Source organism: Mycobacterium canetti CIPT 140010059 (assembly GCF_000253375.1).
Taxonomy (GTDB): Bacteria; Actinomycetota; Actinomycetes; order Mycobacteriales; family Mycobacteriaceae; genus Mycobacterium; species Mycobacterium tuberculosis.
In genome coordinates, this window is sequence record NC_015848.1 from 4,391,802 (window position 1) to 4,406,377 (window position 14,576).

Genomic DNA, 14,576 nt, shown 5'->3' on the forward strand with positions numbered 1-14,576 from the left:
GAGGGGCGAGATGGGTACCGGGTCAGGTGGGCCTATTGGGGTTTCTCCCTTCCATTCGCGTGGTGCCCTGAAAGGGTTCGTGATCTCTGGACGTTGGCCTGATTCGACCAAAGAGTGGGCCCAGCTGCTGATGGTCGCAGTTCGGGTCGCGTCGTTGCCCGGCTTGCTCTCCACCACAACGGTGTTTGGTGCCCGCGAAGAGTTGCCCGACGAACCCGAGCCGGGGACCGTCGGTCTGGTGCTGGCCGAGGGCACCGTCTTCGGTGAATCAGCAATTCAGCCAGGATATTTCGCTGATCATCAACCCCCTGCATTGCTGATGCTGCATCCACCCTCGGAGACCACGCCGTCGCTGCCGGAATGCACCGGGGCGGCGTCAGGGTGCGTGCTGCTGCCGGGATTACCGTATCTGGGATTGGAACATCGTGCGGCTTGGGTGGAGGCTGAAGCCGACGGCACCATCACATCTATGGTGAGCCGGGTGGGCGTCGACCCGATAAGCCATCCCGACACCGCAATTCTGGCAATGCTGCTTGCAGCATAAGGAAATTCGAAGGAGTCTGTTCGGGCGGCGAATCGCCAAATACGGGTGGCCGAACTTGTCCGACATCCTGGTGCACACCAAATATGACCGCTAGCCTGGGGACGTTAGCGAAGGGGAGTAGTCCCGAATCGTCGAGTCGACATACTGGCGAAAAGCCCGGCTGGCGAACCGTTTGATACCAACGGTGGGCGAGACCTTCGACCGATGTTCGATGACCGACTGGTCGTCGACAACGCGTCGAAAGGTCGCCTGCCATGCTCGCCGCCACACTGCTAAGTCTGGGAGCCGTTTTCCTTGCTGAGCTCGGCGACAGATCCCAGCTCATCACGATGACCTACACACTTCGCTACCGCTGGTGGGTGGTGCTGACCGGGGTGGCGATCGCAGCGTTCACGGTGCACGGGGTAGCGGTGGCGATCGGCCACTTTTTGGGCTCGACCGTGCCGGCCCGGCCGGCCGCCTGCGTATCGGCGATCGCATTCCTGATCTTTGCCGTGTGGGTCTGGCGGGAGGACACGGCCAGCGACAGCGAAACCTCGCCAACCGCTGCCGAACCCCGACTCGCGCTGTTCACCGTGGTCTCGTCGTTCGCACTGGCTGAGCTGGGTGACAAGACAACGTTGGCGACGGTGACCTTGGCCAGCGATCACCACTGGGCCGGCGTATGGATCGGCACCACCCTGGGCATGATCCTGGCCGACGGCCTGGCGATCGGCGCAGGGCTGCTGCTGCACCGGCGCCTTCCGGAGCGGTTGCTGCAGGTCCTGACTGGCCTGCTGTTCCTGCTGTTCGGACTGTGGTTGCTGTTCGACGACGCGTTGGGCTTCAGATCGGTTGCCATCGCCGTGACAGCGGCGGTGGTGCTGGCCGCGGCAACTACGGCGGTATCGGTGCGGGTGGCGCAAACTCGTCGGCGGCGGCCAACCGCTGCTGCAACACCAGAAGATGACTCGACACGCCCCGAGCGGTCGTCGGTCGCGCCGGGCCATCCCGGGAGCATCTTGCTACCGCTTCCGGAAGTGTCTTTGCGGGGCCGCCGACCGCCCTCAGGGTCGCCTGACGAGCGCTGTGCGGACCCAGGCAGCAAAGGAGGCTCTCGGCGAATCTCCGTTGGCTGCTGGTTGCCCGGAGTCGGCCGCATCCGCCCGACACGGTCATCCTGATCTGCTCGCCGAACACGTGGGCGACGGACCAACGCGCGTGTTTTCATCGGATATTCTGCGGATAACCTGTGAAATCCGTTCGTCGTGTGGACACACCACCGAATCGGTTGGACCCTCATCGGGGGGGTCTTCGTTGACCCCTCACAACGTCAGCACCCAATCCGCTCAGGTTTGCACTTGGTTGTGGACACAACTGTCGCTACCATGATCAGCAAATACATACAGATAACCGTTTGCTCTTGGAGCCCGGTGGAGGTCACATCGATGAGCACGACGTTCGCTGCCCGCCTGAACCGCCTGTTCGACACGGTTTATCCGCCCGGACGCGGGCCACATACCTCCGCGGAGGTGATCGCGGCGCTCAAGGCAGAGGGCATCACGATGTCGGCTCCCTACCTATCACAGCTACGCTCAGGAAACCGTACGAACCCATCGGGGGCGACCATGGCCGCCCTGGCCAACTTCTTCCGCATCAAGGCGGCCTACTTCACCGACGACGAGTACTACGAAAAGCTCGACAAGGAATTGCAGTGGCTGTGCACGATGCGCGACGACGGCGTGCGCCGGATCGCGCAGCGGGCCCACGGGTTGCCCTCCGCGGCGCAGCAGAAGGTGTTGGACCGGATCGACGAGCTGCGGCGTGCCGAAGGGATCGACGCTTAGTCCCTGATACCGACCGCCCGCTCCACCCGACCTGGCGGGTTGGGGTTGGTCTGCCCCGATTAGGGTTGCCCCAGCGATCACCGCGATAGTCCACGAGATACCGGGAGGCGGCCGGGAATGGGCCTGTTCGGCAAGCGAAAGAGCCGCGCGACCCGTCGCGCGGAAGCCCGCGCGATCAAAGCCCGCGCCAAGCTCGAGGCCAAGCTGTCGGCCAAGAACGAGGCGCGCCGCATCAAGGCCGCCCAGCGCGCGGAATCAAAGGCGCTCAAGGCGCAGCTGAAGGCCCGGCGGGACAGCGACCGGGCGGCGCTCAAGGTCGCCGAAGCCGAGCTCAAGGTAGCACGCGAAGGCAAGTTGCTGTCACCGACGCGGATTCGCCGGTTGCTGACGGTTTCTCGGCTCCTGGCCCCGATACTGACGCCGGTGATATACCGGGCCGCGATGGCTGCCCGCGGGTTGATCGACCAGCGGCGCGCCGATCAGCTCGGGGTCCCGCTGGCACAGATCGGCCGGTTCTCCGGTCATGGCGCCCGGTTGTCGGCGCGGGTTGGGGGAGCCGAGCGATCGTTGCGGATGGTGCAGGAAAAGAAGCCGAAGGACGTAGAAACCAAACAGTTCGTGTCGGCGGTGACCAATCGGCTCACCGATCTGTCGGCGGCCGTCGCGGCCGCGGAGCACATGCCCGCAAAGCGGCGCCGGACGGCCCACTCGGCGATCTCGTCGCAGCTGGATGGCATCGAGGCGGACCTGATGGCCCGGCTCGGGTTGACCTAACCGGCGGCCCGATGACCGCAATTGGCATGTCACATCCGCCTCGCGTGCATCGGCGGGTCGGCGGGCAGCGCACTGCACTGACCGCGGGCATCGGCCTCTTGCTGGCCGCCTTGGTGCTGACCACCATCGCGAACCCACCTGCGGCGTTTGCGCACACCGCGCAGCTGTCCACCGCTACGCCCGCACCCGCAGTCGCCGCCACCGACGCGAACGACGTCCCGACGTGGCCATTCGTCGTAGGGACCGTGGCGGCGGTTGCCGTGGCTGCATTGTGGGCCGTTCGGCGCGGGCGCTAACCAATCAACCCCGGTAGCCCGGAAGGTGCGGCACCGTGTCCTGGCATGATGGGACCGAGCGTTTGCGATCTAGTGAGCGACGACAATGCTGCAAAGGAGCGGCCACATGCCAGACCCGCAGGATCGACCCGACAGCGAGCCGAGCGACGCATCGACGCCGCCAGCTAAGAAGCTGCCGGCCAAGAAGGCCGCCAAGAAAGCACCAGCAAGAAAGACGCCGGCGAAGAAGGCACCCGCCAAAAAAACACCCGCCAAGGGTGCTAAGTCCGCGCCACCAAAGCCTGCCGAGGCGCCCGTCAGTTTGCAGCAGCGGATCGAAACCAACGGCCAGCTTGCAGCTGCTGCTAAGGATGCAGCGGCACAAGCAAAGTCGACAGTGGAAGGCGCCAACGACGCCCTGGCGCGCAACGCATCAGTGCCGGCGCCGAGTCACTCGCCCGTGCCGCTGATCGTTGCCGTCACGCTTAGCCTGCTGGCGCTGCTGCTGATCCGGCAACTGCGCCGCCGCTGAACGCGCTGGCACCATAGTGGCCATCTCATTTCGCCCAACCGCTGACCTCGTCGACGACATCGGGCCCGACGTGCGCAGCTGTGACCTACAGTTCCGCCAATTCGGCGGCCGATCGCAGTTCGCCGGACCGATCAGCACCGTGCGGTGTTTTCAGGACAATGCGTTGCTGAAGTCGGTGCTCTCGCAGCCAAGTGCGGGCGGTGTGCTGGTCATCGACGGCGCCGGGTCCCTGCACACCGCGTTGGTCGGTGATGTCATCGCCGAGTTGGCCCGCTCTACCGGCTGGACCGGGTTGATCGTCCACGGCGCGGTGCGAGATGCCGCCGCGCTGCGCGGCATCGACATCGGCATCAAAGCGCTGGGCACCAATCCCCGCAAGAGCACCAAGACCGGTGCCGGAGAACGCGACGTTGAAATCACGCTGGGCGGGGTGACATTCGTTCCGGGCGATATCGCCTACAGCGACGACGACGGCATCATCGTCGTCTGACTATGGCCTAAACCGGCGCTAAACCGTCACTAAAGCTAAACCCCCACCGGGGCAGGCCTTTTGGCGAACCGCAGACCCTCGTCGTCGATCTTGCCGCGCCGGATGAGCCGGATGTCACGTAGGTAGTTCTGATTCAGGCGCCACGGTGTACGCGAACCCTGCTTGGGCAGCTCGTCCAGCGAGCGCAGCACGTAACCTGGGGTGAACTCCATGAAGGGCCGCTCTTCGACATCTGAGCCCGGTCGCTCGACGACCACGGTGTCAAAACCGTTGTCGTCCATGTAATTCAACAAGCGACAGACAAACTCCGACACCAGGTCGGCCTTCAGCGTCCAGGAGGCATTGGTGTAGCCAACCGTGTAGGCCATGTTGGGGATGCCGGAAAGCATCATGCCCTTGTAGGCCATCGTCGTGGTGATGTCCACTTGTTGTCCGTCGATAGTCGCCGTCGCCCCACCAAAAAGCTGCAGGTTCAACCCCGTTGCGGTAATGATAATGTCAGCCGGCAGTTCGCGACCTGAGTTCAGCCGGATTCCGGTCGCGGTGAACCGTTCAATGGTGTCGGTCACCACCTCGACCTTCCCGTGACGAATGGCCCGGAACAGGTCGCCGTTGGGCACCAAGCACAATCGCTGGTCCCAGGGGTTGTAGTGCGGGCCGAAGTGCTTTCGCACGTCGTACCCCTCGGGTAGCTGGCGCTGGATCAGGCTCAGGAACATCTTCCGCATGCGCCGTGGCCACTTCTGGCAGGCGCTGTACACGGCCGCCTGGTGCAGCACGTTCTTCCACCGTACCGCGGTGTAGGCCATGGTCTCCGGCAGCCAGCGGTTGAGCTTCTCGGCGATGCCGTCCCGGTCTGGCTGCGACACGATGTAGGTGGGTGAGCGCTGCAGCATCGTGACGTGCTTGGCGCCCGAGTCCGCCAGCGCCGGCACGAGCGTGACCGCCGTTGCGCCACTGCCGATCACGACGATGTTCTTAGCGTCGTAGTCGAGGTCCTCGGGCCAGTGCTGCGGATGGATGATCGGCCCGACGAAATCCTCCGAGCCGGCGAATCTCGGCGAGTAGCCCTCGTCGTAGTTGTAGTAGCCGCTGCACAGAAAGAGGAATTCGCAGGTGAGGGCGCTGAGCGTGCCGTGGCTTTGGATGTGAACGGTCCAGCGGTTTTCCGCGGTCGACCAATCGGCACTGATCACCTTGTGGTGGAACCGGATATGCCTGTCGATTCCATACATGGCCGCGGTGCTCTTGACGTACTCGAGGATGGGCTTGCCGTCGGCGATCGCCTGCCGTCCGGTCCAGGGACGGAATCGGAAACCTAGCGTGTACATGTCGGAGTCGGAGCGAATTCCGGGATAACGGAACAAATCCCAGGTGCCGCCCATGGATTCCCGCTTTTCCAGGATGGCGTAGCTCTTGGTCGGGCAACGGTCCTGCAGGTGCCAGGCCGCGCTGACACCGGAGATTCCAGCGCCCACGATGACAACGTCGAGGTGCTCGGTCATGGATCCACGCTATCAACGTAATGTCGAGGCCGTCAACGAGATGTCGACACTATCGACACGTAGTAAGCTGCCAGAGGTGACCACCTCCGCGGCCAGTCAGGCTTCGCTGCCTAGGGGCCGGCGCACCGCGCGGCCGTCCGGCGACGATCGTGAACTGGCGATCCTCGCCACCGCCGAGAACCTTCTCGAGGACCGTCCGCTGGCCGATATCTCGGTCGACGATCTGGCCAAGGGCGCCGGTATCTCGAGGCCGACGTTCTACTTCTATTTCCCATCCAAGGAAGCGGTGCTGCTGACCCTGCTGGACCGGGTGGTCAATCAAGCCGACATGGCCCTACAGACCCTTGCCGAGAATCCCGCCGACACCGACCGCGAGAACATGTGGCGCACCGGGATCAACGTGTTCTTCGAGACATTCGGGTCGCACAAGGCGGTAACCCGAGCCGGTCAGGCCGCCAGGGCAACCAGTGTCGAAGTCGCCGAACTGTGGTCGACGTTTATGCAGAAGTGGATCGCCTACACGGCCGCCGTGATCGACGCCGAACGCGACCGAGGCGCGGCGCCGCGCACCCTGCCGGCCCATGAACTGGCCACAGCGCTCAACCTGATGAACGAGCGGACGCTGTTCGCGTCATTCGCCGGCGAACAGCCCTCGGTGCCGGAAGCCCGCGTGCTGGATACGCTGGTGCACATCTGGGTGACCAGCATTTACGGCGAGAACCGCTAAGCCGCACTCGGTCGGGGGTGCTCGGTCGATGCTCAGTGCCAAAGCGGCATGCAGATCTCACGGAGGTCCGGTGGACGATCTGGCAGCCGAAGTGGCGCCTTGGGTAGGCAATGGCGTGCGGTCATATAGGAGCGGGTGCATTCGCATGTCGGACACGTGGCGTTGCCGCCTGGTACCGCGGTGTTCGTGGCCGACAGCGGGCTAATGCGACCCGGTCCACGCCAGGAGCGTGTCGGCCGGCCAGGTGTTGACGATCCGGTCGGCGGGCACCTCCGCGTCCAAGGCGCGCTGGGCGCCGTAGCCGAGGAAGTCCAGCTGGCCGGGTGCGTGCGCGTCGGTGTCGATGCTGAACACGCAGCCGATGTCGCGCGCTAGGTGCAACAGGCGCGTCGGTGGGTCTCGGCGTTCCGGACGGGAGTTGATCTCCACGGCGGTGCCGTGCTCACGGCAGGCGGTGAACACCGCCTCTGCATCGAACTTCGATTCTGGCCGGATGCCACGATTGCCGGCGATCAGCCGGCCGGTGCAGTGGCCCAGCACGTCGGTGTGACCGTTGGCCACGGCGCGCACCATCCGTCGCGTCATCGCTGCCGAATCCATCGACAGCTTGGAGTGCACGCTGGCCACCACGATGTCGAGGCGGTCCAGCATCTCGGGTTCCTGGTCCAAGCTCCCGTCTTCGAGGATGTCGACCTCGATCCCGGTCAGGATGCGCAGCGGCGCGAACTTCTCGCGCAGCTCGTCGATCACGTCCAGCTGCTTGCGCAACCGGTCCGGAGACAGGCCGTTGGCGATCGTCAACCGCGGTGAGTGATCGGTCAATGCGCAGTACTGGTGACCTAGCGCCGCCGCGGTGGCCATCATCTCCTCGATCGGCGCGGACCCGTCCGACCAGTTCGAATGCAGATGCAGATCCCCGCGCAATGCGGCACGGATCGCCCCTCCACCGAGATCCTCAGCGTCAGCGCGTAATTCAGCCAGCAGGTCCGGCTCGCGGCCAGACCAGGCCTGGGCGATGACTTTCGCGGTTTTGGGACCGATACCCGCCAGCGACTGCCAGCTGTTGGCCTGGCCGTGCCGCTGCCGCGCCGCGTCGTCAAGGCCCTCGATAATGTCGGCGGCATTGCGATAGGCCATCACCCGCCTCGGGTCGTGGCGGTTCCGGTCCTTGTAATAGGCGATCTGCCGCAGCGCTGTTACCGGGTCCATTATCGGGCTCACACCAGTTGCCCGAAGACGACCCCGGTGACAACCACCGCGAAGCCGGCCATTTCGCCGAGGATGAGCAACGCCATTAACACCCCCGCACCCTTTGCGGGACGCTCGAATTGGTTCGCGGTGGCACGGCGCGCGCCATGGGTGACATCACTCGCCAACAGGATGGGTTTCGTATCAAATCCGAGGGCACAGTTCATCGCTTCACTGAGTTTAGTTGGGACCTAGGCCCAGATGCCGTCGCGGCCTGGGGCGCCATTGCCCTAGATAACAATCTGATAAAGCGGAGCAAACAAGCTGTGGTGCACACTCGGGCACGTATCAGGTTGACTACACAGCGAAGCGCAACAGCTCTTCAGTGGTTATCAGGCGCTCGTTCTTGGCGGGGAACTCGTGGCTTTTGACCGGGTGGCGAAACCATGACCAGGCGATTCGCCCCATCCGTGACCGGGGTACTGGGTTGGTACGCACAGCGACACTCCTGCGATCGGACAACTCGACTGGCACCTCACATTAAACCTCTATGTGACGAAGCCCACATCGACTCATTAGACACCTCGGAGCTGGCAAACAGTGAACGGCGCGCCGAGCAATTATCAAATGTTTCTGATGTGACTCTAGTGATTATTGAAGCGGTGCAGCGGTCGGCTTAACAGGCGCCGGCAGGGCACTGGAACCCATCAAGTACCGGTCTACGGCCGCGGCAGCGGCCCGGCCCTCGGCAATCGCCCAGACGATCAATGACTGGCCCCGGCCCATGTCACCGGCTACGAACACACCAGGAACCGAGGTGTCGAAGTCGTCGCCACGGGCCACGTTCCCACGCTCGGTGAACTTCACTCCGAGGTCGGTCAACAGGCCCGCCCGTTCCGGGCCGACGAAACCCATCGCCAGCAACACCAGGTCGGCTTCGAGCTCGAAGTCGGAGCCCTCAACCTTGACGAACTTGCCATCCAGCATGGTCACTTCGTGTGCCCGCAGCGCGCTCACGCGCCCGTCCGTGCCGACGAACGCCTCGGTGTTGACCGAGAACACCCGCTCGCCACCCTCCTCATGCGCGGCCGATACCCGATACATCAGCGGGTAAGTCGGCCATGGGGTGGATTCGGCGCGGGCATCCGGTGGACGCGGCATGATCTCGAACTGGTGCACGGCGATCGCGCCCTGGCGGTGCACGGTACCCAGGCAGTCCGCCCCGGTGTCGCCGCCACCGATGATGACGACCTTCTTGCCCTTTGCGGTGATCGGCGGCTGCCCGTCCTCATCGAGGACGTCATCTCCTTCTTGCACCCGGTTGGCCCACGGCAGAAACTCCATCGCCTGATGGACGCCCTCCAGCTCGCGGCCGGGAATCGGCAGCTCGCGCCAAGCGGTTGCGCCACCGGCCAATACGACCGCATCGAAATCAGCGCGCAGCTTTTCGGCGCTAATGTCGACCCCGACGTTGACGCCCGGCCGGAATTCGGTTCCTTCGGAGCGCATTTGGTCCAAACGCCGATCAAGATGCCGCTTTTCCATCTTGAATTCCGGGATGCCGTAACGCAGCAGCCCGCCGATGCGGTCTTCGCGCTCGAAAACGGTGACGGTGTGACCCGCCCGGGTGAGTTGCTGGGCGGCGGCCAAACCCGCCGGCCCCGAACCCACCACAGCAACCGTTTGCCCGGTCAGCTTCCGCGGCGGACGTGGTTGCACCCATCCTTCGTCGAAGGCCTTGTCGATGATCTCCAGCTCGATCTGCTTGATCGTCACCGGATCCTGGTTGATGCCCAGCACACACGCCGGCTCGCACGGCGCCGGGCACAACCGGCCGGTGAAGTCGGGGAAGTTGTTGGTGGCGTGCAGCCGTTCGATTGCGTCCCGCCAGCGGCCCCGGCGGACCAGATCGTTCCATTCCGGGATCAAGTTACCCAGCGGACATCCGTTGTGACAGAACGGAATGCCGCAATCCATGCAGCGGGTCGCCTGTTGGCGCAGGCTCTCGTTGTCGAATTCCTCGTAGACTTCCCGCCAGTCTCGCAGCCGCAGCGGGACCGGCCGTCGCTTCGGCAATTTCCGGTGGGTGTATTTGAGGAAGCCGCCCGGATCAGCCATGCGCAGCCGCCATGATCGCCTTGTCGACATCAACGCCGTCACGTTCAGCCAGGGCGATCGCCTGCAGGACCCGTTTGTAGTCACGCGGCATCACCTTGACGAAGTGGCGCTGCTGTCCCGACCAGTCGGACAGAATCCGCTGGCCGACAGCGGAATCGGTAGCGTCGACGTGCACTTGTATGGTGCCGTGCAGCCAGTCCGCGTCATCCTCGTCGAGGGTCTCGAGTTCGACCATCTCCGAGTTGAGGTTGGCCGGCAGTTCACCGTCGGGATCGTAAACATAGGCCACACCGCCGGACATACCCGCCGCAAAGTTACGGCCGGTGCGGCCCAGAATGACAACCCTGCCGCCGGTCATGTACTCGCAGCCGTGATCGCCGACACCCTCTACCACGGCGTGGGCCCCGGAATTGCGCACCGCGAACCGTTCGCCTACCACACCGCGCAGGTAAACCTCGCCACTGGTTGCGCCGAACAGAATCACATTGCCCCCGATGATGTTGTCCTCGGCGACATAATCCTGCGGCGCGTCATCCGACGGCCGCACCACAATCCGGCCACCGGATAGCCCTTTGCCGACGTAGTCATTGGCGTCGCCATACACCCGCAAGGTAATTCCCTTGGGCACGAAGGCTCCGAAGCTGTTTCCCGCGGATCCGTCGAACGTGATATCGATGGTTCCGTCCGGCAAGCCTTGGCCGCCATAGGCCTTCGTCAGCTCGTGGCCGAGCATGGTGCCCACCGTGCGGTTGACATTGCCTATGGTGGTGGAGAAGCGGACCGGCTTGCCGGAATCCAGTGCTTCCCTGCTCATCACGATCAGCTGCTGATCGAGCGCCTTGTCTAGACCGTGATCCTGGCGCGAACTGCAGTACAGATCCTGATTCATGAAGGCCGACTCCGGCTCGTGGAGCACCGGCGCCAGATCCAGCTTATGCGCCTTCCAGTGCGCGCGTGCCAGCGTGGTGTCCAGCGCACCTGCCTGTCCAACCGCCTCGTTCACAGTGCGGAAGCCCAACTGCGCCAAATATTCCCGGACTTCCTCGGCGATGAACATGAAGAAGTTCTCCACGAACTCGGGCTTCCCGGTGAACCGCTCCCGGAGCAACGGATTCTGGGTGGCCACACCAACCGGGCACGTGTCCAGGTGGCACACCCGCATCATGATGCAGCCGGCCACTACCAACGGCGCGGTCGCGAATCCGAACTCTTCTGCCCCGAGCAGCGTAGCGATCATCACATCGCGACCCGTCTTGAGCTGACCGTCCACCTGGACCACAATTCGATCACGTAACCCGTTGAGCAGCAACGTCTGCTGTGTCTCAGCCAGACCCAACTCCCAGGGTGCTCCGGCGTGCTTCATCGATGTCAGCGGGGTCGCGCCGGTGCCACCATCGTGCCCTGAGATCAAGACCACGTCGGCGTGGGCTTTGGAAACGCCAGCCGCAACCGTCCCTACCCCGTTTTCGGAGACCAGCTTGACGTGTACCCGCGCGGATGGATTGGCGTTCTTTAGGTCGTGGATCAGCTGCGCCAGATCCTCAATGGAGTAGATGTCGTGGTGGGGCGGCGGTGAGATCAGACCGACACCGGGCGTGGAGTGCCGGACCTCGGCCACCCAAGGGTACACCTTGTGCCCCGGAAGCTGACCTCCCTCACCAGGTTTCGCGCCCTGCGCCATCTTGATCTGGAGGTCGGTGCAGCTGGTCAGGTAATGCGAGGTGACGCCAAACCGTGCGGAGGCTACCTGCTTAATGGCGCTTCGGCGCCAATCCCCGTTGGGGTCGCGGTCAAATCGCTTGACGTCCTCGCCGCCTTCACCACAGTTTGACCGGGCACCAAGCCGGTTCATTGCGATGGCCAGCGTCTCGTGCGCTTCAGCGGAAATCGAGCCGTAGCTCATCGCCCCCGTTGAGAAGCGCTTGACGATTTCGCTGGCCGGCTCGACCTCGTCCAGCGGGACTGGAGGACGAACCCCGGTACGGAACTTGAGCAGACCACGCAGCGATGCCATCCGCTCGCTCTGGTCGTCGACCAGACGGGTGTACTCCTTGAAGATCTTGTACTGGCCGGTTCGCGTGGAGTGCTGCAGCTTGAACACAGTCTCCGGGTTGAACAGGTGGTACTCGCCCTCGCGGCGCCACTGGTATTCCCCACCCACCTCGAGTTCGCGGTGAGCGCGTTCGTCCGGCCGGTCCAGATAGGCCAGCCGGTGCCGGGCTGCGACATCGGCCGCGATGTCATCCAGGGTGATCCCGCCGGTGGGGCAGGTAAGCCCGGTGAAGTATTCGTCGAGCACTTGCTCGGAGATGCCGACAGCCTGGAACAGTTGCGCACCGGTGTAGGAGGCCAGCGTCGAGATGCCCATCTTCGACATCACTTTCAGCACACCCTTACCTGCGGCTTTGATGTAGTTGTTCAGCGCCGCCGTACGGTCGATGCCCTCGATAACACCGCGGTCGAGCATGTCCTCGATCGACTCGAACACCAGGTAGGGGTTGATCGCGGCCGCGCCGAATCCGACCAGCGCGGCCATGTGGTGCACCTCGCGGGCATCACCGGACTCGACCACCAGACCCACTTGGGTGCGGGTCCGTTCCCGAACCAGGTGGTGGTGCACTCCCGCAACGGCGAGCAGCGACGGTATCGGAGCCATTTCCTCGTCGGACTCGCGGTCGGACAAGATGATGATCCGAGCGCCGTCGGCGATTGCCGCCGCCGCCGCGCCACGTACCTCTTCCAGCGCGGCAGCCAGCCCAGCACCTCCCTCGGAGACCCGGTACAGACAGCGAATCACCTTGGACCGCAATCCATGTGGGCGCCCATTGACCTTGTCGTTGGGATCGAGGCTGACCAGCTTGGCCAGCTCGTGGTTACGCAGAATCGGCTGGGGCAGCACGATCTGGTGGCAGGAGTTCTCGTCCGGGTTGAGCAAGTCACGTTCGCCGCCGGTGGTGCCCTGCAGGCTGGTCACCACCTCCTCGCGGATGGCGTCCAACGGCGGGTTGGTCACCTGGGCGAACAGCTGATGGAAGTAGTCGTAGAGCATGCGCGGACGCTGCGACAACACCGCAACTGGAGTGTCGGTGCCCATCGACCCGATTGGCTCGGCACCGAGCCGAGCCATCGGCGCTACCAGCAGGTTGAGCTCCTCGTAGGTATAGCCGAATGCCAACTGCCGCATGACGATTCGATGGTGGGGCATCCGCACGTCTTTGCCCTCCGGCAATTCGTCGAGCGGAACTAGTCCGTTGTCAAGCCACTCCTGATACGGATGCTCGGCCGCCAGGTCGGCCTTGATCTCCTCATCGGAGACGATGCGGCCCTGCGCGGTGTCCACCAAGAACATCCGGCCCGGCTGCAGCCGCATCCGGCGCACCACCGTCGACGGATGCAGGTCCAACACACCGGCCTCGGAAGCCATCACCACCAAACCGTCGTCGGTGACCCAGATTCGCGACGGGCGTAGGCCATTGCGGTCCAGCACGGCGCCCACGACGGTGCCGTCGGTGAACGTCATCGACGCCGGGCCGTCCCACGGCTCCATCAACGAGGCGTGATACTGGTAAAACGCCCGCCGCGCGGGGTCCATCGACTCGTGGCGCTCCCAGGCCTCAGGGATCATCATCAGCACCGCGTGGGCCAGGCTGCGTCCGCCCAGGTGCAGCAGTTCGAGCACCTCGTCGAAGCGCGCGGTGTCCGAGGCACCCGGGGTACAGATCGGGAACAGCTTTTCGACATCGGCCGCCGACCCAAAGATGTCGGTCTTGATCAGCGCCTCGCGGGCCCGCATCCAGTTCTCGTTACCGGTGACGGTGTTGATCTCCCCGTTGTGCGCGATCCGCCGGAATGGATGCGCCAGCGGCCAGGACGGGAAAGTGTTCGTGGAGAACCGCGAGTGCACGATGCCTAGCGCGCTGGTCAGTCGCTCGTCCTGCAAATCGAGGTAGAAGGCCTTGAGCTGCGGGGTGGTCAGCATGCCCTTGTAGACGAGCGTCTGGCCAGACAGGCTCGGGAAGTACACGGTTTCCCGGCCCGGCCCGTCTTGACCCGGACCCTTGGTGCCGAGTTCATGCTCGGCCCGCTTGCGGACCACATAGCAGCGCCGCTCCAACGCCATGCCGGACGCGCCAGCCAAGAACACCTGCCGGAAGGTGGGCATGGCATCACGGGACAGCGCGCCCAGCGATGAGTCGTCGGTGGGGACGCTGCGCCAACCCAGGACTTGCAGCCCCTCGGCCTCGGCGATTTTCTGTACGGCGGCGCAGGCCGCGGCGGCGTCTTTAGATGACTGCGGCAAGAACGCGATACCCGTGGCATAGCTGCCTGGGGCAGGCAACTCGAAATCCACGGCTTCGCGAAGGAATTCGTCCGGAACCTGAATCAGGATGCCCGCGCCGTCACCGCTGCGGGGTTCGGCGCCTTGCGCGCCCCGATGCTCGAGGTTGAGCAGGGCGGTGATCGCCTTGTCCACGATGTCGCGGCTACGACGGCCGTGCATGTCCACAACCATGGCAACCCCGCACGAATCGTGTTCGAACGCGGGGTTATACAACCCGACGCGCTTAGGCGTCATACCCACCTAACCCTTCAGCAG

General features: G+C 64.1%; 13 protein-coding genes. 8 read left to right on the plus strand and 5 right to left on the minus strand.

Features of this window, described 5'->3' with window-relative positions:
• Positions 1-10: 10 nt before the first annotated feature.
• The 7 genes from MCAN_RS20350 (at position 11) to rraA (ending at position 4,441) form a co-directional block, all read left to right on the plus strand.
• Positions 11-544 (plus strand): hypothetical protein, encoded by a 534-nt coding sequence (locus MCAN_RS20350; protein ID WP_003899730.1) that lies wholly within the window; start codon positions 11-13, stop codon positions 542-544.
• Between the two features lie 254 nt (positions 545-798).
• Positions 799-1,707, plus strand: coding sequence for a TMEM165/GDT1 family protein (locus tag MCAN_RS20355; protein WP_003399745.1), 909 nt, complete (start codon positions 799-801; stop codon positions 1,705-1,707).
• Positions 1,708-1,971: 264 nt separating this feature from the next.
• On the plus strand, positions 1,972-2,370 hold the full coding sequence (gene espR / locus MCAN_RS20360) for a type VII secretion system ESX-1 transcriptional regulator EspR (RefSeq protein WP_003399759.1): 399 nt from the start codon (positions 1,972-1,974) through the stop codon (positions 2,368-2,370).
• 117 nt (positions 2,371-2,487) lie between these two features.
• Positions 2,488-3,144, plus strand: a complete 657-nt coding sequence (locus MCAN_RS20365) for a DUF6474 family protein (RefSeq protein ID WP_003399771.1) — start codon at positions 2,488-2,490, stop codon at positions 3,142-3,144.
• An 11-nt stretch (positions 3,145-3,155) separates the two neighbouring features.
• On the plus strand, positions 3,156-3,440 hold the full coding sequence (locus MCAN_RS20370; RefSeq protein WP_003399775.1) for a hypothetical protein: 285 nt from the start codon (positions 3,156-3,158) through the stop codon (positions 3,438-3,440).
• 106 nt (positions 3,441-3,546) lie between these two features.
• On the plus strand, positions 3,547-3,951 hold the full coding sequence (locus tag MCAN_RS20375) for an Rv3852 family protein (RefSeq protein WP_003399779.1): 405 nt from the start codon (positions 3,547-3,549) through the stop codon (positions 3,949-3,951).
• A gap of 16 nt (positions 3,952-3,967) precedes the next feature.
• Complete coding sequence (gene rraA, locus MCAN_RS20380; RefSeq protein WP_003399786.1) at positions 3,968-4,441, plus strand: ribonuclease E activity regulator RraA; 474 nt, start codon at positions 3,968-3,970, stop codon at positions 4,439-4,441.
• A 35-nt stretch (positions 4,442-4,476) separates the two neighbouring features.
• Here the strand turns inward: rraA and ethA are convergent, their stop codons facing one another.
• A complete protein-coding gene (ethA, locus tag MCAN_RS20385; RefSeq protein ID WP_014001999.1) occupies positions 4,477-5,946 on the minus strand; it encodes an FAD-containing monooxygenase EthA in 1,470 nt (489 codons plus the stop codon).
• A 76-nt stretch (positions 5,947-6,022) separates the two neighbouring features.
• Here ethA and ethR point away from each other — a divergent pair, with 76 nt between their 5' ends.
• On the plus strand, positions 6,023-6,673 hold the full coding sequence (gene ethR / locus MCAN_RS20390) for an HTH-type transcriptional regulator EthR (RefSeq protein ID WP_003399797.1): 651 nt from the start codon (positions 6,023-6,025) through the stop codon (positions 6,671-6,673).
• Between the two features lie 201 nt (positions 6,674-6,874).
• Here ethR and MCAN_RS20395 read toward each other — a convergent pair whose 3' ends face one another.
• From MCAN_RS20395 to gltB, 4 genes are all read right to left on the minus strand, one after another.
• Positions 6,875-7,882 (minus strand): PHP domain-containing protein, encoded by a 1,008-nt coding sequence (locus tag MCAN_RS20395; protein ID WP_003399801.1) that lies wholly within the window; start codon positions 7,880-7,882, stop codon positions 6,875-6,877.
• Positions 7,883-7,890: 8 nt separating this feature from the next.
• The gene (locus MCAN_RS20400; RefSeq protein ID WP_014002000.1) at positions 7,891-8,088 is read right to left on the minus strand and encodes a hypothetical protein; all 198 of its coding nucleotides are present in this window, start codon (positions 8,086-8,088) and stop codon (positions 7,891-7,893) included.
• 424 nt (positions 8,089-8,512) lie between these two features.
• Positions 8,513-9,979 carry a glutamate synthase subunit beta gene (locus MCAN_RS20405; protein WP_003899732.1) on the minus strand — a complete coding sequence of 489 codons (1,467 nt, stop codon included), beginning with the start codon at positions 9,977-9,979 and terminating at the stop codon, positions 8,513-8,515.
• Complete coding sequence (gene gltB / locus MCAN_RS20410; protein ID WP_014002001.1) at positions 9,972-14,555, minus strand: glutamate synthase large subunit; 4,584 nt, start codon at positions 14,553-14,555, stop codon at positions 9,972-9,974. Before gltB ends, MCAN_RS20405 begins: the two co-directional genes overlap by 8 nt.
• Between the last annotated feature and the right edge of the window lie 21 nt (positions 14,556-14,576).